Genomic DNA, 18,842 nt, shown 5'->3' with positions numbered 1-18,842 from the left:
TGATTAAAAATTCGGCTCAACTTAGAAAATCGGTTTATCTGAGGTTTATCTTATCTTCTTCGGAGGAAATAATGCTATTGAAATTATACGTCCGGTCTTCAAAATGAGCGATTTCCAAAAAGATAAAATTCTCACTAGGATTTGGTGGACTTCTAAGATCAGAATGCAATCTGAAAAAAGACTGAGATCGTACGATAGGCTTGCTCACATCAGCGTGGCATTGGTGTCAGTGCTTTTAATTGGGCTAACTTTATATAATGATACCTTTTCCGACAATTTACACCGGGATGAACATTTAATCACCTTATCAGTGCTCATCACTGTGCTCTCGTTAGTTTTACTTAACTTTAAGTTCGGAGAAAAGGCCGTATTACATCGAGAGTGTTATTTAAAACTACAAGCTATAGCTGACTCCAATATCGAAACCCCATTATTAGTTTCAAAATATCACGAAATATTAGCGTCATATCCAAACCACGCTTCATCAGATCGAACAAGTTTAATAATATATACAACACTGTTTGGTAGCGGGAAACTGACTGATACAAATGACAATGACGTGAAGTGGAACTTTGCATATCTTTTTATGTTCTTGGTGAACCTATTATTGCCGTGGCTGGCAATTATAATTGTAGTTGGCTTTGCTCTATTTGGACCATTTCTTATAAGGGCTGCCATTGGATAAAGTGTCGAGCCCAACAAAATTATTTCAGACACATTTAAACAAAGGTTTTTTGTTTGAAGTTTTTGAACTCTATATTGATGGAAAAGCAGGGCCTGGAGTAGACGGTCAATCCACGAAAGCATTTAAAACTAATCTTGATTGGGAGGCAACCACCCTTATCAGGAAATTGAAAATTGGAACTTTTCAATTTTCGCCTTATCGAGAAAAACTGCTTTCTAAAGGCGTAAACAAGCTCCCTCGTCAAATATCAATTCCAACGGTTCGTGATAAGCTAGTTTTGAAATTGCTATCATTAGTCTTAGCAAAAATTTTTCCTAATCACAGCTCGATCCCTCCTCATTCAATTATTAAAAAGGTACATGTAGCATCAGAGAACTCACCCGAAACTTCAGTTTATATTCGCTTAGATATCAAAGACTTTTATCCAAGTGTAGATCACGACATCTTATCCAAAATACTCGCTAAAAAATGTCGGTCAAAGGCAATTGTTGGGTTAATCAATAGAGCAATTAAAAACCCTACTGGAGCAAACAAAAAAAGCGAAATCATAAACAAAAAAGGCATTCCGCAAGGTTTAAGCATAGCAAATATACTGGCTTCGATTTACTTAGAAGATCTCGATGACGATTTTGGGAGCAATCCAGATTATAGCTATTTTAGATTTGTTGATGACATCCTAATTGTATGCTCACCGGAAAAAGCAGATAAAATAGCCTCGTCTATATCTAATGCTTTGCTCATTAATCGTAAACTACAGATTCATGAAATTGGTACCGCCGGCAAAAGCGAGATTGTGCCAATCATCGAGGGAGTAGAGTATTTAGGTTATAAATTCAAACGCACAGAAATAAGCGTACGCAATGAATCTTTCAAAAAGATGTTTCGTATACTTATAGGCGTCTTCACAAAATTGAAAAATAGCCAAAATAAAACGAGAGTGATCTGGTCGATAAATTTAAAAATAACGGGCTGTATATATAATGGAAGACGTATTGGTTGGTTATTCTATTTTTCGCAAACTCAGAATTGGCAGCAGCTAAACCAGCTAGATGCTTTCGTACTCAAGCAAAGTATAAACTCTAAAATTGCAAGCCCAGACCCTCGCATTAAGACTTTTAAAAAAAGCTATAGAGAAATTCGTTTTAATTCCGCGACGTCCAATTACTTTCCAAATTTTGACCAATTTGACGACGAGCAGATGAAATCTGAGTTAGCAATTTTAAAACCCAATTTTTATACAAATGAATATTTAGATGCTTTAACATCTGAAGAATTAAAACGACAATTTGATAAAACAATTGCGTATGAAATTCGCGATCTGGAGCGTGACATGTTTGAATCATTCTCATAAAAAATCTGTCTGTCCATGCAAGATTCTTCACCTTCACGGAATGGATCCTTCGACGTCGCTACGCAAACCCCTCTCTTATGAATTCTAAGGCTTGCTGTGCTGCGCCAAGAATTCATTTTCTCTCCCCTTGCGGGAGAGAACGCAAATTAAGCGTCTTAGATGAGCAGCGCGAAATCTAAGTGCTAGAATGTGCAAGAGAGGGGAAAGTCCCTAAGCAACTTATCTCCCCCTCATCCGACCTCACTGCGCTCGGCCACCTTCTCCCGCAAGCGGGAGAAGGAAGATCAGAGGCCACTCCCCACCCCACAACCACTTATACAAAGCAAACAGGATGACGACGATGGGCCGAACACGCACCTCTCTCCCACTTTCTAAGGGGACAGAGTGGGGGTTATTCAAACAAACTGCATTCCACCCCCACCAGCTCTGGGCCGCAAGCGACCCAATCGCTTGCCTCCCCCATAAATGGGAGGAGGCGGTTAGCACCTTCCCTTCTCCCGCTCGCGGGAGAAGGTGGATACGAGCGATAGCGAGTAGACGGATGAGGGGCCGCATCCAATTCCCCTCACCCAGTTGCGGCTAACGCGCAAATGCGCGAAGCCTCACATCCCTCTCCCGCTGGCGGGAGAGGAAAAGGTACGCCAACTTATCCACCGCCACACACCCGCCCCCATAATGCGACCCAAACAATGAGGGCGGTATGAACTGGCAGGCGGCAATCAATCTTAATCGTGATGCATTGCTGCGTGTGCTGGCCGCGCTGGTGGCAATCGCCGCGCCGCACCTATCGCGCCAAAGCCGCAATGCTATTTTGCGCGTGCTGCGTCCGGCAGAAAGCGCCGCGCGGCGGCTCATCGTCATCGCGGCACGGTTTTGCAACGCCAAGGTCAAAGCCAGCACAGGCACCCTGCCCAATTTTGCACAATTTCAACCAAACACCGCGCAGCACACGCCGCGCTTTAAACTGTTCGATCCCCGCAAACGGTTTGCCGCGCGCCACCCGCAAGCGTTCAAACTGCCGAACAAATCACTGCCACGCATAAGCGTGATCGGCGTGTCCATTCCGGCTTTTGCACCGCGACCACAAAATCATTCGCTTAACGCAGCAGCCCTCACCGCGCGGCTCAAAGCCCTGCAAGATGTGCTGAGCGATTTACCCAAACAGGCAAAGCGTTTGGCGCGGCAACTCGATAAACGAAAGACTGCCCCCGCTGGGCCAAGGCGCGTGCCGCCGCTACGGCCCGGCCTGCCGCCTGGATATAGGTCAAACCCCGCTCATGAAGTCGATAGAATTTTAAAAGAATGTCACGCACTGGCGCTTCAAGCGCCGGCAGCGCCGCCATAAATGTTGGATAATTTTCCGCAAACGCAACCTGCTCTTATCGGGCAGGAACGCACACGCATGTCCATAATGTGAGACAAAATCCACCTTAATATAAACATTGCCGCCGCCCTTCCATCCACCGCCACATTCCCTTAGTTTCACAGCCAGTAATAAGGGAAATTAAAATGGCACTTGATGGTAAAATCGCAATCGTAACCGGCGGGGCGCAAGGCATCGGCTATGCCATTACAAAGCGCTTGCTTTTGGATGGCGCAAAAGTCGCCATCGCCGATATCGACAAACAGGCAGGCCGCAAAGCTGTCGATGAATTATCCGCGCTCGGGCCTGTGCATTTCATCCACACCGATGTTGGCAATCGGCTTGATGTGCATAATTTGATCGCTGCCGTTGTCGAGCAATTCGGGGACATTGATATTCTGGTCAACAATGCGGGCGTTGTTCATGGCGAAGATTTTCTGACGGTTTCCGAAGACGATTTCGACCGCGTCATGCGCGTCAATATCAAGGGTGGATTTTTATGCGGCCAAGGCGTTGCAAAATTCATGGTCGACAAAGTGAAAAATGGTGGTCCAGCTGGCGCAATCGTCAACATGTCATCGATCAATGGACACTTCGCGCTCGCCGATCAGGTACCTTATTCAATCTCCAAAGGCGCGGTCAATCAGCTAACAAAAGTCATGGCGCTTTCGCTTGCCCCCCATGGCATCAGGGTAAACGCCGTTGGGCCAGGCTCAATCATGACCAAGATGCTTTCATCGGTAAACAATGATCCTGAAGCGCGCGGCCGCATCTTATCGCGCACACCTTTGGGCCGTATCGGCAAAGCATCGGAAGTCGCTTCTGTGGTCGCATTTTTAGCCTCAAACGAGGCATCCTATATGACCGGAGAAATTGTGCATGTGGACGGCGGGCGCATGGCGCTCAACTATACCGTGCCAATTCCCGATGATGATGCCGCCGCAGATGACGACGAGGATTAAAAATATTTCCCAACCCTCCTGACATGATGTTGTCAGGAGCCCTGTGCCAATGTGCGTTCATCATCAACCAAAAAGGAAATGAACATGAGCGCCCCAACTGACACAAAGAGTAAATCTGGCGAAGCTTGCTGGTTTGAAATCCCATCCACGGATTTAGACCGCAGCCAGAAATTTTATGAAGCTGTTCTCGGCATTAAAATGCTCAAGACAGAGAAAAGCGACGATCAACCAAACGATGTTGTTTGGTTCAAAAGCTTTGATTCCGAAGGCGTATTTGGTCATATTTACCCAGGAAAACCTGCCAAAGAAGGCGAAGGCAACACAATCCATTTAACCAGCGTAGACACATTGGAAGATGCAATGCCGCGCGTTGAAAAAGCTGGCGGCAAAGTCGTTTCACCCATCATCCCAATTCCGGCGGGCCGGTTCGTGTACATCACAGATCCAGACGGTAATTCTATCGGCCTGTTCAACGTGAATTAAGAGAGTACTGACATGCGCCGCGCAGATCGCCTATTTCAAATCGTACAGCACCTGCGCGGTGGCAGACTTGTCACTGCTGCCAAACTGGCGAACCGATTGGAAGTTTCCGAACGCACAATCTACCGCGATATTGCCGACCTGCAATCAACCGGCGTGCCAATCGATGGCGAGGCCGGCGTTGGCTATATTATGCGCGAAGGTTTTGATCTGCCGCCGCTAATGTTCACGCGCGATGAAGTCGTGGCGCTTGTCGCGGGCGCACGCATGACCAGAGCTTGGGGCGGCGCGGCGATGGCGCGTGCGGCAGAAGAAGCACTTATCAAAATTGAATCAGTTCTGCCGATAGACCGCCGCAACAATTTGAACGCCGTCGAAATTCATGCGCCGACACACCGCATGAAGCAAAATGATCGCGAAATGATTGACGCGCTGGAAAGAGCCGCCGACAAGCGGCAACGCATCCAGATTATTTATACTGATGCAAATAATCAGGAGACAACCCGTCCCGTGCGCCCCCTTGGGCTTTGGTTTTGGGGCGGCGGCTGGACATTTGTTGGTTGGTGCGAATTGCGCGAGGATTTTCGTATGTTTCGTATCGACAGAATTTCAAACTTCATCGACACTGGAAGCATATTCAAAATAGAACGCGGCAAAACGCTGCGCGACTTTTATAGCAAGATGGAGGCTTGCGGCGATATTCCGCCAGATCAAGGAAAGCTTTAGACAACAAAAAAGCCGGGCGTTTATCCACCCGGCTTTTAAATATTCTATACTGACGATTTAGTCTTCTGATGAATCATCGTCGCTGGATTTTAGCGCGTTCAGTTTTGCAAAAACTGCATCGGCATCAATTTCATCTTCTTCTGGTTTCGCAGGTTTGTAGTTGCGAGATTCATCTTCAAGAGCCATGCCTTCCGTATGTGAAGCAGGCAACAATGCATCGCCAGCAACTTCAACATCAAGCTCAGCCGGACGGTTTTTAGCAGCTTTATTGACTTCAAAATCAAGATCGATCTGCGATGAAAGACCAAGAGCAACCGGATCAATCGGCTGAAGGTTCGATGAGTTCCAGTGCGTACGCTCACGAATTTGCTGGATCGTATTCTTGGTTGTGCCAACAAGACGAGAAATCTGTGAGTCTTTCAATTCTGGGTGGTTACGAACCAGCCACAAAATTGCGTTTGGGCGGTCCTGACGTTTTGAAACCGGCGTATAACGCGGGCCTTTTTTCTTGAGCACAGGAACGCGCACTTTTGATTCCTGCATTTTCAAAACGTGGTCAGGATTTTCTTCTGCCCGAGCAATCTCATCACGCGTCAACTGGCCGGTATTGATAGGATCAAGACCTTTAATGCCCTGCGCTGATTCGCCATCGGCAATCGCTTTGACTTCAAGCGGGTGCAACGTACAGAACGTCGCAATCTGATTGAATGTCAGTGCAGTGTTATCGACCAACCATACGGCTGTCGCTTTTGGCATTAGCAAAGTTGCCATGAGATATACCTTTCCTGTTCGTCCGCGCCGGTGCCGCGGGCGTGGTTTAAACCACTAATGTCCGGAATATGCCTTCCGCATATCAAAACCGCGCGCCGAGCGCAACCAATTTACGCATTTGCGGACCGTCATCAAACTGTCATTGGAGTGTCATGCAACATTCACCGATTTGCGGCAGAGCCTTGGCAACAATGAGGGCTAGGAGATAAACATGCCAAAACTAGGAAAATTATTAAGCAGCGTTGCCATTATTGCGGTCGCAAGCGCCGCCGCAACAACTGTTAATGCTGAAGAAACGAGCGCAAAAGTTTTTAACCGCATCGCTTCATTTCCGGTAAACACGAATATTCCTGAGAATATGGAACAGACTTCTGAGAGCTCTGCCGAAATTATCGACGTGAGCGAAGACGGCATGATGCTTGTTTATTCCGACAGCCCTCTGGGCGGCATTGGCATGGTTGATATTGCCGACCCTAAAGCGCCAAAGCCAGCAGGCTTTATTGCCACCGATGGCGAGCCAACATCAGTTGCCGTTCAAGGCGGCAACGCACTTGTCGCGGTTAATACATCTGAGAACTTTACGCAGCCAAGCGGCAAATTATTAAGCATCAATCTTGCCGATCAATCGATCGCGCAAAGCTGCGATCTTGGCGGGCAGCCAGATTCAGTTGCCATATCGCCAGATGGTTCTTTGATCGCCGTTGCGATTGAAAACGAGCGCGACGAAGATTTGAACGATGGCATTATCCCGCAAATGCCAGCGGGTTTCGTTTTGACGTATAAATTGAACAATGGCGCGGTCGATTGCGACAGTAAAGTCATGGCCGATATGACCGGTCTGGCAGAAATTGCACCGACCGATCCTGAACCAGAATTTGTAACCATCAATGACGCCAATGAAGTGGCAGTCACATTGCAGGAGAATAACCATGTGGTGGTATTCAATGGATCTACCGGCGACATCATTTCCCACTTTTCAGCGGGCACTGTCGACCTTGAAAACGTGGACACAGACGAAGAAGGCGCGCTGACTTTCGACGGCACATTAAAAGATGTTCCCCGTGAGCCAGATGCAATGAAATGGCTTGATAATAATCGCCTCGTTATGGCCAATGAAGGCGACTATAAAGGCGGCTCGCGCGGCTTCACAATCATGAGCAAAACGGGCGAAATTCTTTTCGACAGCGGCCTTTCGCTCGAATATGAAATTGCAATGGCTGGCCATTATCCTGAAAAACGCTCAGGCAATAAGGGCGCAGAACCAGAAGGTTTGGAAGTCGGCACTTTTGACGGCCAGCAATTTATTTTCATTCTGTCTGAACGCGGATCAATCGTCGGCGCGTACAAAGATATGGGCGAAGGCAAAGCCCCTGAATTAGCGCAGCTTTTGCCAACGGCGCTTGCACCAGAAGGCGCTGTCGCGATCAAAGGTCGCAATCTTTTGGCCATCGCCAATGAAGCAGATTTAATCGAAGATGGCGGCGTGCGCAGCCATGTTACACTGTATGAATATGCTGAAGGCGAAGCATCCTATCCGATGATCGTATCAGGCATGGATGATACAGGCAGACCAATCGGTTGGGGCGCTCTATCAGGCCTAACCGCAGACCTTGAAAAACCAGGCATTTTATACGCAGTCAATGACAGCTTCTATGCGATGCAGCCGACAATTTTCACAATTGATGCCAATCAGAAACCGGCAAAAATCACCAAAGCAACGCGTGTCACGCGCGGTGGTGCAAATGCTCAATTGCTTGATTTAGAAGGCATCACAACAGACGGTGAAGGCGGTTTCTGGCTCGCATCAGAAGGACGCACTGACCGTATGATCCCGCACGGTCTTTACCATGTAAACGCTGATGGCGAGATTAAAGAGCAAGTTGTATTCCCAGCTGAATTGCTGGCTGTGGAAAAACGTTTTGGCGCAGAAGGCGTGACCAAAATTGGCGACACATTATGGGTGGCCATACAGCGCGAATGGCAGGACGACAAAGCCGGTTTTGTTAAGTTGGTAGCCTATAACACTGCCGATAAAACATGGGGCGCTGTCAGCTATCCATTGGATGAAAAAGGTGCTGGCTGGGTTGGCCTTTCTGAGATCACAGCATATGGTGATCACGTTTATATCGTCGAGCGTGACAACCAAATCGGCGAAGCTGCCAAACTCAAGAAACTCTACAGCGTTTCTATTGATCAGCTAAATCCAGCCAAACTTGGCGAAGAACTTCCTGTTATGGAAAAGACATTGGTGCGTGACTTCCTGCCCGATCTTAAATCAACAGGCGGTTATGTCGTGGACAAGATTGAAGGTTTTGCAATCGACAAAAATGGCAACGCATTTGCAGTGACCGACAATGACGGCATCGATGATTCCAATGGCGAAACATTGTTCCTTAATTTAGGCCCACTGGAAGTTTCCACAAACTGATTACACCATACGAACTTAAAGGCGGGGCTTATGCTCCGCCTTTTATGATAGGTCTATGTAACGTCCAAAACGATTTTACCGATATGCGATCCTTCTTCCATTCGGTCATGGGCGCGCCACGCTTCTGCCAGCGGAAAAATCATATCCATCACAGGTGCAATCTGGCCGTTTTCAATCAAAGGCCACACATGTTCTTCAAGTTGCTTGGCAAGCAAAGCTTTAACTTCAAGCGGACGAGCACGCAAAGTTGAACCCGTATGGATCAATCTCTTCATCATCAGTTTTGAGAAGTCGGCTTCTGTTTTAGCACCGCTTAAAAATGCGATTTGAACAATACGGCCATCCATAGCAGCACAAGAATAGTTGCGGTTGATGTAATCGCCACCAACCATGTCCAAAATAACATCGGCGCCGCGCCCGTCCGTTACCTGTTTGACGACAGACACAAAATCTTCGTCGCGGTATGAAATGACATGATCAGCACCAAGTTTTTTGCATGCTTCTGCTTTTTCAGCCGAGCCAACAGTCGTGATGACGATCGCGCCAATCGCTTTGGCCAGTTGGATAGCGGTCGTGCCGATGCCAGAGGTTCCACCATGCACAAGAAAGACCTCGCCTTTGCGCAAACCGCCACGCTCGAAAACATTGTGCCAAACGGTAAAGAAGGTTTCAGGCAGAGCAGCGGCCTGCGTCATTGTTAAACCCGCAGGCACAGGCAAAACGCTACCCTCATCCACGCTGACATATTGAGCATAGCCGCCACCGGCAGTGAGCGCGCAAACCGAATCACCCACACGAAAGCGCGTAACATCCTCGCCAACCGCTTCAACAATACCTGCGACCTCTAGGCCCGGAAGGTCTGATGCGCCCTTTGGCGGCGGATAAGCCCCCATACGTTGCAACACGTCAGGCCGGTTCACGCCTGCGGCCCTCACCTCAATCAATATTTCATGAGATGCAGGCTGCGGTTTATCGCGTTTGCAAACACTCAGCGCTTTTGGACCACCCGGCTCAGTGATTTCTACTGCCGTCATCTTTTTTGTATTGGTCATCGCATCTTCCTTTTAGTCACATGCTTATTCACTTGGCACCGCATTGTGGCGAGTTTAATCTTACGACAGTTTTTAAAAGTGAGGATAACATCATGTTTGACGACGAAAACGAACCTAAGAGAAAAAAGCCTTATCAGCTGGGCCAAAAGATTGATGAGCTTTCCGTCGGCGATTTGAAAGAACTCATCGGCGATCTAAAAGCAGAAATTACTCGTCTTGAAAATGAAGCAGATGCAAAAAATAAAAGTTTGGGTGCAGCAGAGGCTCTGTTCAAAAGCTGAACGGGCCTAAATAAAAATGATTGCCTGCGCTAACGCCATATTAACCCTTATAAGATATTAACCATTTTGTTCGGATTTATTCGAACTCAATCAAGGCTTTGGCTTTGTTTGACGCCTCCCCTGTATATCTTCAAGAGCCGCTTTTGCGGCTCTCTTTTTTTGCGCTGTTTATTCCTGTTAAAATACAGACATTAAAACGCAAATCCCCTTAAAGCAGCCATTTTCACGCTGAACACTGTTTATCAGGCATGCGGCCGTTAACCTTGCATTAAGTATGTTGTTGCGCGATCCTGTGGGAATATGGAATGTGGTCGTGCAACACGCGCAGCGAAGCGCTATTGAGCAACTGCAAGTATTCTAAGGGTAGGTAATGAACAACAACGCAGACCAAAAGAACACCATCCAATTTTCGAGCCGCAAGGCTGCGTCACCTGCCTTCACAAAACTTTATTCTGAAGGAATGGCGCTTGTTGAAGAAACTGCCGCCTATTTGGAAACTGAAGGCCGTGAAGAGGCCAAAAAACTTAGCCGCGTTGCCGCTACGCTTTATGCTGCAGAATCAATGCGGTTGACGACGCGCCTCATGCAACTTGCCTCATGGCTGTTATTGCAACGCGCACTGAACTCAGGCGAAATGTCTGAAGACCAAGTCAGGTCCGAGAAGGATAAAATCCGTCTCGACACAAATTCAAGCAATAAAGACGTGACCGCTTGGAATGAACTACCGGAAAAGTTTACTGATTTGGTGCGCCGTTCGCTGAGGCTCCAAGCGCGCGTGCGCACAATGGACGACGGCAAGGATGTATCCGAAGATCCAAGCTACAGCCAAGACAATCCGGTTCTAAATCAGGTGAACCTGCTTAAAACTGCATTCGGGTCTAATTAGACCCGAATTTCGCTTAAAAGCGCGACTATTTAATCGAAATCATTAGAACAAACAAAAACCCCGCTGATTGCTCAACGGGGTTTTAATGTCTTTAAAGCTGTAAAAGCTTAGAGGCCAAGACCATCGAAACGCTTCTTGAACTTAGAAACGCGGCCACCACGGTCCAGCATAGACTGGTTACCACCGGTCCAAGCCGGGTGTGATGATGGATCAATATCAAGGTTCATAGTATCGCCTTCAGAACCCCACGTTGAATAAGTCGTGTATTCTGAACCGTCAGTCATGACCACTTTGATCATGTGGTAGTCAGGATGGATATCTGCTTTCATGTCGAAAACTCCAATATTTAATAGTGCTATTGCGGACATTTCGTCGCGCACCCACCAAAGTTTCAAAGGAAAAGCCGCGAACTCAACGCCCACGGCTTTGAAAATTGTTGAGGTGCCTATACATCAGGGATAATTCTGACACAAGACTGTTGGCAGCGATTCATAACAATGAATTTAAATTGTCTATAGAGCAAACAAGCGAGTGACTATGAGTAACGATGTTAAACGCGGCCAACGTGCCAAATCGAAATCTGTTCGCCCTCTTGCTGCTCTACTGCCATATCTGACCCGCTACAAAAAATTGGTCGCTGGTGCGATTATTTCATTGTTCATGGCAGCCATTACCACATTGGCATTGCCGACAGCTGTGCGCCGCGTGATTGATCACGGTTTTAGCGGTGAAGACGCAGCCCTCGTCAACAGCTATTTTACCATGCTGCTTGCTATTGCGATGCTTTTAGCTGCCGCAAGCGCATGTCGCTATTTCTTTGTGATCACGCTTGGCGAGCGCGTTGTTTCTGATGTGCGCCGCGATGTCTTTCAAAATGTGATGACGCTTTCATCCACTTTTTATGACACAGCCCAGTCTGGCGAAATTGTCTCGCGCCTGACCGCGGACACCACACAGATCAAATCCGCCGTTGGTGCAACAGCATCGCTTGCTCTGCGCAATACTATTTTGGGCGTTGGCGCATTGATTATGATGGTTATCACAAGCCCGTCACTGGCTGGTATCGTCGTTGGTGTTATTCCTCTTATCGTGCTGCCGCTTATCGCCTTTGGACGGCGCGTACGTACCAAGAGCCGAACAGCGCAGGACACTTTGGCCAACGCTTCGGCCTATGCATCCGAAGCAATTGGCGCTGTGCGCAGCTTTCAGGCATTTACCAATGAAACCGCGGCCTCAAATCAATATTCAGATGCCGTTGATACAGCTTTTAGAGCCGCACGTTCTGCCATTGGCGCACGATCAATCCTCACCGCCTTTGCCATTTTCATGGTCTTCTCATCCGTGGTCGCCGTTTTGTGGATTGGTGCAAACCGCGTGCTTTCTGATGAAATGACGCCCGGAACCCTTGGCCAGTTTTTGCTTTATGCCATTTTTGCAGCAGGTGCATTGGGCGCATTGTCTGAAATATGGGGCGAAATGCAATTGGCTGCGGGCGCAGCAGAGCGCTTGAGCGAATTGCTTGTTGAACAGAGCGACATCAAAAGCCCCGAAATTCCATTGCCATTACCGCAACCTGCGCTTGGCACTGTCGGCTTTGAAAATGTAACCTTCGCCTACCCAACACGGCCGCAAGATAGAACGCTAAAAGGCTTATCATTTGATATTAAATCCGGCGAAAGCGTTGCAATTGTTGGTGCGTCGGGCGCAGGTAAAAGCACGCTTTTCGGCCTTTTAATGCGCCAATATGATCCGCAAACAGGTACCATTAAAATTGATGGACTTGATGTGCGTGACCTCGATCTAAAACAAGCCCGTGAACATATGGCGATTGTGCCGCAAGATGTGACAATTCTATCAGGAACGGTGGCGGAAAATATCGCCTTTGGTAAGCCGAATGCCACGGCAGAAGAAATCAAAGCAGCAGCCATCGCAGCACAGGCCCAAGGCTTCATTGAAGCCCTGCCTGAGGGATATGACACGCAAGTTGGTGAACGCGGCGTAACGCTTTCTGGCGGCCAAAGACAGCGCCTTGCCATTGCACGCGCTATCCTGCGCGATGCGCCTATCCTTCTGCTCGATGAAGCAACATCAGCGCTGGACGCTGAAAATGAAACGCTAGTTCAAAAGGCGCTGGAAAAACTGATGGAAGGGCGGACAACTTTGGTCATCGCCCACCGTTTGGCAACAATTCTAAAGGCAGACCGTATTCTTGTCATGGATGATGGCCAAATTGTTGAAACCGGCAATCACGAAACGCTGTCCGCCAAGGAAAATGGCGTTTATGCGCGTTTAGCACAGTTACAATTTAACGCTGGCAAAGCTGCATGATGAAAAACCGGAGCGCGGATATATAATCGACTGATCGGCGATGGCCCCAAACGTTCAAATAGAATACTGCCTTGTCGCTAACTCATCGCTCGGTGAGTTTAAGCTCAATGCGGCGGTTACGACTGCGAACGCTATCCGTATCACCCTCAACAAGCGGCTGAAACTCGCCAAACCCAGCCGCAACCAAGCGGCGCGGAGTCACACCTTGCGTAATCAAGAATTTGACAACAGATGTCGCACGCGCCGATGAAAGCTCCCAGTTATCGCGGTAACGCCCATTGCCCGATAACGGCACATCATCGGTGTGACCATCAACACGCAGAACCCAATTAATCTCTTCGGGAATTTCGGTCTCTAGCTGTTTGATAGCATCGGCCAGCTTTGCCATTTCTGTGCGGCCTGCATCATTGATTTCAGCGCCACCTGAAGAGAAAAGCACTTCGGATTGGAAAACAAAACGGTCGCCAACAATGCGAATATTTTCGCGGTCTGACAAAATTTCGCGCAGCCGTCCAAAAAAGTCTGAACGATAACGGTTAAGCTCCTGCACCCGCTGGGCCAGAGCAACGTTCAAACGCTTGCCAAGATCGGCAATTTTGGCGTTCGCGGCATCATCACGTTTCTCAGAAATATCAAGCGCACTTTCCAGCGCAGAAATCTGTTTGCGCAAGGCAGAAATTTGCTGATTGAGAAGCTCAACTTGACTAAGCGCACGCTGGCTAATTTGTTTCTCGTCATCCAGCTCTTCTGATAGCAACCCGGCGCGTTCATTGGCTTCTTGTGCTGCACCTGCACCGCCAGCCAATAATTGCTGTAGGCGCGAGCGCTCTGCTTCATTGGTTTGCAAAGAACTTTGCAAGCTGAGCAATTGATCTTCAACATCCTGACGATCAGATCGCTCAAGCGCTAATAAGCTGGTCAATTCATTGATTTGGGCGTTTAGCCGGTTAAGAACAGCATCTTTTCCGGTAATTTCCTGGCTGAGTAAAAATTGCGCCAGCACAAAAACAGACAGAAGAAACATGATCGCAAGCAGCAATGTGGATAAAGCATCCACAAAGCCTGGCCAATAATCGACCTGAGAGTTACCGCGTCTTCTGCGTGCCAAAGCCATCTATTTGTCCTTTGACAGCTTCTGAATTGCTTGAGATAATTCAGTCAATGTTTCGCGAATTGCTTTTTGCTCTTTTGCTTGTGCATCAGCCCAATCACGCATCATTTGCTGTTCACTGCGCATCGACTTAACCAGCCCCTGTATGCCCTCTGCAAGCGAACCAAGTGCTGCATTCTGGCGTTGGTTTCCACCGCCGCTTTCACTTTGCATTGCAGTCAAACGGTCAGTAATCGCTTTCAAGTTTGAGGTATCACCACCTGCAACAGCAAGAGCTGCACCTGAATCGGGGTCCGTGACAGAAGAAAGCCAGTTTTCAAGCTCTATGTAGAAACGGTTTTGTGCGCGTCCTGCTTGCAGATCAAGAAAGCCAAGAACCAAAGAGCCGGACAGACCAAACAAGGATGAAGAAAACGCTGTGCCCATGCCCTCTAAAGGCGAAGCAAGACCAGCTTTCAGCGCATCCAAAATATCATTGGCATCGCCAGAGCCAGGATCAAGCGACTGAATGGTTGCACCAATCGAACCAATGGTCTGCAATAGCCCCCAAAACGTGCCCAGAAGGCCGAGGAACACGAGCAAGCCAATGAGATAGCGTGAGGTATCGCGGCTTTCATCAAGGCGCGTACCGATGGAATCCAAAATGGAACGCATCGAAACCGTGCTGATGGACACCGATTGCTGACGGCTCAGCAACGAACGCATAGGCGCTAAGAGCACAGGCTCTTTGCGTGCCGCATTGACCGTATCGCCAGATTTGAAAGAATTGACCCAGCCAACCTCACGGAAAAGCCTGACAACTTGAAGAAATGCGAGAACCACACCAACGAAAAGAACACCAAGAATAAGGCCGTTCAAGCCGGGATTGGTAACAAAGGCTGTCGATATTTGGCGATATAAAATAGCAGCTAAAAAGCCAACAATAACGAGGAATATCACCATCGAAAGCAGGAATACCTGCGGATTTGAAAGCCTATACGGATCGAATTTACGGCGCGTATCTGCCGCCACCTGATCGTCAGGACCATTGATCGCCATCGATCATCGTCTCCCACTCTTAGAGGTGCCGAAGCACCTGCACCAAATTCACAAACCAACCATAGTAGAAACTATGGCTAAATTGAAAGCGTCAATGGCAAGAGAAGTCGATAATTACTATTTTGCTGTTTTGAGCGGCTTACGAACAGTTTCACCAAGCTGCTTGTGAATATATTCATTGCCTGCAAGAATATTGCCTGCATCCAGCATCGTTTGCCCACCATTGACGTCAGAGACGAAACCACCGGCTTCACGCACCAGAATAATACCTGCAGCAATATCCCAAGCACTTAAATGGTTTTCCCAATAGCCATCATAACGGCCAGCAGCAACATAAGCCAAATCAAGTGAAGCTGCACCGCCGCGACGCACACCAACACAATTGTTCATAACATTGCGTAGCTCAATCAAGAATTTTCCGTGATCGCCGCGTCCAAGATGCGGCAAGCCGCAAGCAACAACGCAATCTGTTAGTTCACGTCGTGCGGCAACGCGAAGACGGCGGTCATTCAAAAATGCCCCGCCCCCACGTTCAGCGGTATACATTTCGTCAGTAACGGGATTGTAGATAAGGCCAGCTGTAATAACGCCGTGCCGCTCTAGCGCAATGGAAATCGCAAAATGCGGAATACCATGCAAAAAGTTAGTGGTGCCATCGAGCGGGTCAATGATCCAACGGCTTTGAGGATCGGTGCCTTCTTTAACACCGCCCTCTTCCATAAGAAAACCAAATGCAGGACGTGCTTTTTCTAATTCTTCAAAAAGAATTTTCTCAGCGCGTGTATCCGCCTGACTAACAAAATCGCCCGGTCCCTTCACGGACACTTGCAAATTTTGCACTTCGCCGAAGTCGCGTGACAGTCCGCGGCCAGCTTTCACAGCGGCCTGGACCATTACATTCATCAGGGCAGAACGAGCCATTTTATATTCCTAAAACGTTTTTTAAGTAAGTGGACACCGAGTAACCGGCATAAAGATATCAGCAGGCAAGCTTAACTTTCAGCACGCTTTACATAAGTAACATCCGTCGTATCCACGATAATTCTTTCGCCAGCAGTAATGAATGGCGGCACCATAACACGCACACCATTTTCCAGCACTGCAGGCTTATATGATGAAGACACTGTCTGACCTTTAACAACAGGATCAGCCTCAGTGATTTCAAGCGTCACTTGACCCGGCAATTGAATACCAATTGGCTTTTCTTCGTGGCTTTCAACCGTAACAATCATGCCGTCTTGCAAAAATGCTGCGCGGTCACCAACGAAATCACGTTGAAGTTCAAGCTGTTCATAGGTTTCAGAATCCATGAAAACCAGTGCACCATCCTGCTCATAAAGAAACTGATAGTCTTTTTGCTCAAGGCGAACTTTTTCAACTGTTTCACTAGAGCGAAAACGTTCATTGAGTTTTGAGCCATCGATCAGGTTTTTCAATTCAACCTGATTGAACGCGCCGCCTTTGCCCGGTTTCACCGCATTGGTTTTAACCGCGACCCACAGGCTTTTATTGTGCTCAATAACATTGCCCGGCTTAATTTCGTTGCCGTTAATCTTCATAGCTCATCTCGTTTATGATTAGCAGAGTGACGCTGCGCACTCTTACGTTAAATTGGTCAATGGTGCTTCAGCACATCATTTTGCGGTTCATGACCATAAAAGCCGCAAATATGCAAGATGGGCACGCATTTTTGGGTTGCCTGAATTTATCGCAAACGGTTCGCCCGTTCGATAGAAGCCTGCTGAACCTCGCCCGATATGCCTTCCCAAAAATCATCCAACACACGGTCGCGCATGCCAGCGCGGCGCGCAAGAACATACCATGCTGCTGCTTCTTTTGAATCAGCCTCAACACCAATGCCGGCCCAATATAGTTTCGCCAACGCAACCTGCGCAGCGACATTTCCGGTCACAGCAGCACGTTTTATCCAGCCAAAACCAGCTTTCAAGTCCCGTTCACCGCCAATGCCGCTCAGCAGCATGTTACCCAGTTCTAATTGTGCAGAATCGAAATTGTGAACGGCTGCGCGTGCCAACCATTTGCGTGCTTCGGTAAGATCGACCTGCACATCACCCGTTCCAGCTGTATAATATTGAGCAACCGCATATTGTGCATCAGGCACATTGCGCTCTGCAGCACGGCGGTAATATTTAAACGCATCAACCTGCCCCTTAAAGCCAGGGCTGTGCGCAATAATAAGCTGGGCATAATTGAATTGCGCCATCGCATTACCAGCATCAGCCGCAGCTTTCATCAGGCGCACCGCTTCTTCACGCGGTACTGAATCTGCATCGCCGCGTTCCAACAATAAAAGAGCATATTGAAATTGCGCTTCGGGCACACCTTGAGCCGCCGCTTTTTCATACCACTCTCCGGCCAATTCTGGATCACGTGGAATACCAAGACCGCGCGAATAAATCTCCGCAAGAAGTGTCTGTGCAGCAGCATCGCCTTTTTCAGCGCGCGGAAGCGCAAGATTGCGCGCTGTTATATAATATCCGCGCTGAAAAGCGCCGTAGGCTTCATCCGCAGGTTTTTCACCAAACCGCGATAACGCCGGTTCATTGCCCTTAGGATTCTCAACGCCCACAGGTGCAGGTTCAAAAGGGTTTTCGGCAGCAAAAGATGGCTGCGCGACAAGGCACAAAGCCACAAGATACAAACGAACCTTTGGAACCAATTTGATCATTAATCCTCACCGTCAGCAAAAACAAATGTCTGTAAAACTTCATTAGCTTGCGCACATGCCGCCTTGGCATCAATGCCATCGCCAAGAATGGCTGCCGAAAGCGCAACGAAATCCGTACCTGTTTGCGCAGCCGTTTCAAGCGACGCCAAATCATTGCCGCCCATAAGAATACACGGCACTTCAACGACCGAAGACCACCATGTCGCCAATTCCAAATTGCGCTTATGCGGTTCGCTATGTGTATCCTGCCCAAATCGGCCAAAGAAAACATAATCGGGATTTTCTTCACCCATCATCAAAGCGGCATGCTTGGTTTCAGCCCCGCCTGAACCAACAATCCACTTATGGCCAAACTCCTTAAGCGCTGTGCGCACTTCTGAATATCCACCAACAACATGCGTACCATCAACTTCGCAGCGGCCCGCAATGCGCGTGTCACCAGCAGAAACAACAGCAACGCCTTCCGCTTGGCCATCGCGCACGATCGCGCTGAGCAAATTTTGGTAGCGGTCTTCATCAAGCTCATATTGAGGCACGATAATTGAAGCGACATCACCGCCCGATAAAGCTGCCTGAATTTGTGTAATTAATACATCATCGCCAATATCTGACGGTGTAATTAACACCAGACGTGGGCGGTTTTCGATGCTGTCTGTCATAGTCAATCTCACAATTTGTTACGCAATATTTT

The 18,842-nt window shown here is 48.2% G+C and carries 19 protein-coding genes; 10 read left to right on the top strand and 9 right to left on the bottom strand.

The features are described from left to right. The first annotated feature begins 103 nt into the window (after positions 1 to 103). The 6 genes from C504_RS0109900 to C504_RS0109870 all read left to right on the top strand — a co-directional run bounded on the left by C504_RS0109900 (position 104) and on the right by C504_RS0109870 (position 5,567). Positions 104 to 685, top strand: coding sequence for an SLATT domain-containing protein (locus C504_RS0109900; protein WP_018689177.1), 582 nt, complete (start codon positions 104 to 106; stop codon positions 683 to 685). A 1-nt stretch (position 686) separates the two neighbouring features. Next, a complete protein-coding gene (locus C504_RS0109895; RefSeq protein WP_245555178.1) occupies positions 687 to 2,036 on the top strand; it encodes a reverse transcriptase domain-containing protein in 1,350 nt (449 codons plus the stop codon). Positions 2,037 to 2,736: 700 nt separating this feature from the next. Then, positions 2,737 to 3,381: a hypothetical protein gene (locus C504_RS0109885; protein ID WP_018689174.1), complete on the top strand. Its 645-nt coding sequence runs from the start codon at positions 2,737 to 2,739 to the stop codon at positions 3,379 to 3,381. Between the two features lie 164 nt (positions 3,382 to 3,545). After that, positions 3,546 to 4,361 (top strand): SDR family NAD(P)-dependent oxidoreductase, encoded by an 816-nt coding sequence (locus C504_RS0109880; RefSeq protein WP_018689173.1) that lies wholly within the window; start codon positions 3,546 to 3,548, stop codon positions 4,359 to 4,361. 84 nt (positions 4,362 to 4,445) lie between these two features. After that, positions 4,446 to 4,844: a VOC family protein gene (locus C504_RS0109875; RefSeq protein WP_018689172.1), complete on the top strand. Its 399-nt coding sequence runs from the start codon at positions 4,446 to 4,448 to the stop codon at positions 4,842 to 4,844. A 12-nt stretch (positions 4,845 to 4,856) separates the two neighbouring features. After that, a complete protein-coding gene (locus C504_RS0109870) occupies positions 4,857 to 5,567 on the top strand; it encodes a helix-turn-helix transcriptional regulator (RefSeq protein WP_018689171.1) in 711 nt (236 codons plus the stop codon). Positions 5,568 to 5,624: 57 nt separating this feature from the next. On the opposite strand, the gene C504_RS0109865 is transcribed toward C504_RS0109870, so the two are convergent. Further along, positions 5,625 to 6,338, bottom strand: a complete 714-nt coding sequence (locus C504_RS0109865) for a DUF1013 domain-containing protein (RefSeq protein WP_018689170.1) — start codon at positions 6,336 to 6,338, stop codon at positions 5,625 to 5,627. A 211-nt stretch (positions 6,339 to 6,549) separates the two neighbouring features. Here C504_RS0109865 and C504_RS0109860 point away from each other — a divergent pair, with 211 nt between their 5' ends. After that, the gene (locus C504_RS0109860) at positions 6,550 to 8,766 is read left to right on the top strand and encodes an esterase-like activity of phytase family protein (RefSeq protein WP_018689169.1); all 2,217 of its coding nucleotides are present in this window, start codon (positions 6,550 to 6,552) and stop codon (positions 8,764 to 8,766) included. A gap of 53 nt (positions 8,767 to 8,819) precedes the next feature. Here the strand turns inward: C504_RS0109860 and C504_RS0109855 are convergent, their stop codons facing one another. Further along, positions 8,820 to 9,818, bottom strand: coding sequence for an NAD(P)H-quinone oxidoreductase (locus tag C504_RS0109855; protein ID WP_018689168.1), 999 nt, complete (start codon positions 9,816 to 9,818; stop codon positions 8,820 to 8,822). A gap of 92 nt (positions 9,819 to 9,910) precedes the next feature. On the opposite strand from C504_RS0109855, the gene C504_RS17575 reads away from it, so the two are divergent. After that, entirely contained in the window at positions 9,911 to 10,099 is a 189-nt protein-coding gene (locus C504_RS17575) for a DUF1192 domain-containing protein (RefSeq protein WP_018689167.1), read from the top strand. A gap of 370 nt (positions 10,100 to 10,469) precedes the next feature. Further along, positions 10,470 to 10,985, top strand: a complete 516-nt coding sequence (gene rcdA / locus C504_RS0109845) for a protease adaptor protein RcdA (RefSeq protein ID WP_018689166.1) — start codon at positions 10,470 to 10,472, stop codon at positions 10,983 to 10,985. A gap of 107 nt (positions 10,986 to 11,092) precedes the next feature. Here the strand turns inward: rcdA and rpmE are convergent, their stop codons facing one another. Next, positions 11,093 to 11,314: a 50S ribosomal protein L31 gene (rpmE, locus tag C504_RS0109840; protein ID WP_026317374.1), complete on the bottom strand. Its 222-nt coding sequence runs from the start codon at positions 11,312 to 11,314 to the stop codon at positions 11,093 to 11,095. A gap of 208 nt (positions 11,315 to 11,522) precedes the next feature. Here rpmE and C504_RS0109835 point away from each other — a divergent pair, with 208 nt between their 5' ends. After that, on the top strand, positions 11,523 to 13,313 hold the full coding sequence (locus C504_RS0109835; RefSeq protein ID WP_018689164.1) for an ABC transporter transmembrane domain-containing protein: 1,791 nt from the start codon (positions 11,523 to 11,525) through the stop codon (positions 13,311 to 13,313). Between the two features lie 82 nt (positions 13,314 to 13,395). Here the strand turns inward: C504_RS0109835 and C504_RS0109830 are convergent, their stop codons facing one another. From C504_RS0109830 to C504_RS0109805, 6 genes are all read right to left on the bottom strand, one after another. Beyond that, positions 13,396 to 14,427 (bottom strand): peptidoglycan -binding protein, encoded by a 1,032-nt coding sequence (locus C504_RS0109830; protein WP_018689163.1) that lies wholly within the window; start codon positions 14,425 to 14,427, stop codon positions 13,396 to 13,398. Further along, the gene (locus tag C504_RS0109825; RefSeq protein ID WP_018689162.1) at positions 14,428 to 15,462 is read right to left on the bottom strand and encodes a hypothetical protein; all 1,035 of its coding nucleotides are present in this window, start codon (positions 15,460 to 15,462) and stop codon (positions 14,428 to 14,430) included. It abuts the gene before it with no gap. Between the two features lie 117 nt (positions 15,463 to 15,579). After that, on the bottom strand, positions 15,580 to 16,383 hold the full coding sequence (locus C504_RS0109820; protein ID WP_018689161.1) for an inositol monophosphatase family protein: 804 nt from the start codon (positions 16,381 to 16,383) through the stop codon (positions 15,580 to 15,582). Between the two features lie 71 nt (positions 16,384 to 16,454). Continuing rightward, a complete protein-coding gene (gene efp / locus C504_RS0109815; protein ID WP_018689160.1) occupies positions 16,455 to 17,021 on the bottom strand; it encodes an elongation factor P in 567 nt (188 codons plus the stop codon). Between the two features lie 146 nt (positions 17,022 to 17,167). Beyond that, entirely contained in the window at positions 17,168 to 18,151 is a 984-nt protein-coding gene (locus C504_RS0109810) for a tetratricopeptide repeat protein (RefSeq protein ID WP_018689159.1), read from the bottom strand. Next, a complete protein-coding gene (locus tag C504_RS0109805) occupies positions 18,151 to 18,810 on the bottom strand; it encodes a thiamine phosphate synthase (RefSeq protein ID WP_018689158.1) in 660 nt (219 codons plus the stop codon). The genes C504_RS0109810 and C504_RS0109805 overlap by 1 nt, the downstream gene beginning before the upstream one ends. Positions 18,811 to 18,842: the final 32 nt, after the last annotated feature.

The sequence above is a fragment of the Ahrensia kielensis DSM 5890 genome (assembly GCF_000374465.1).
GTDB lineage: Bacteria > Pseudomonadota > Alphaproteobacteria > Rhizobiales > Rhizobiaceae > Ahrensia > Ahrensia kielensis.
Note: the sequence above shows the minus strand (reverse complement) of the source record. Positions and strands in the feature narration are given on the sequence as shown.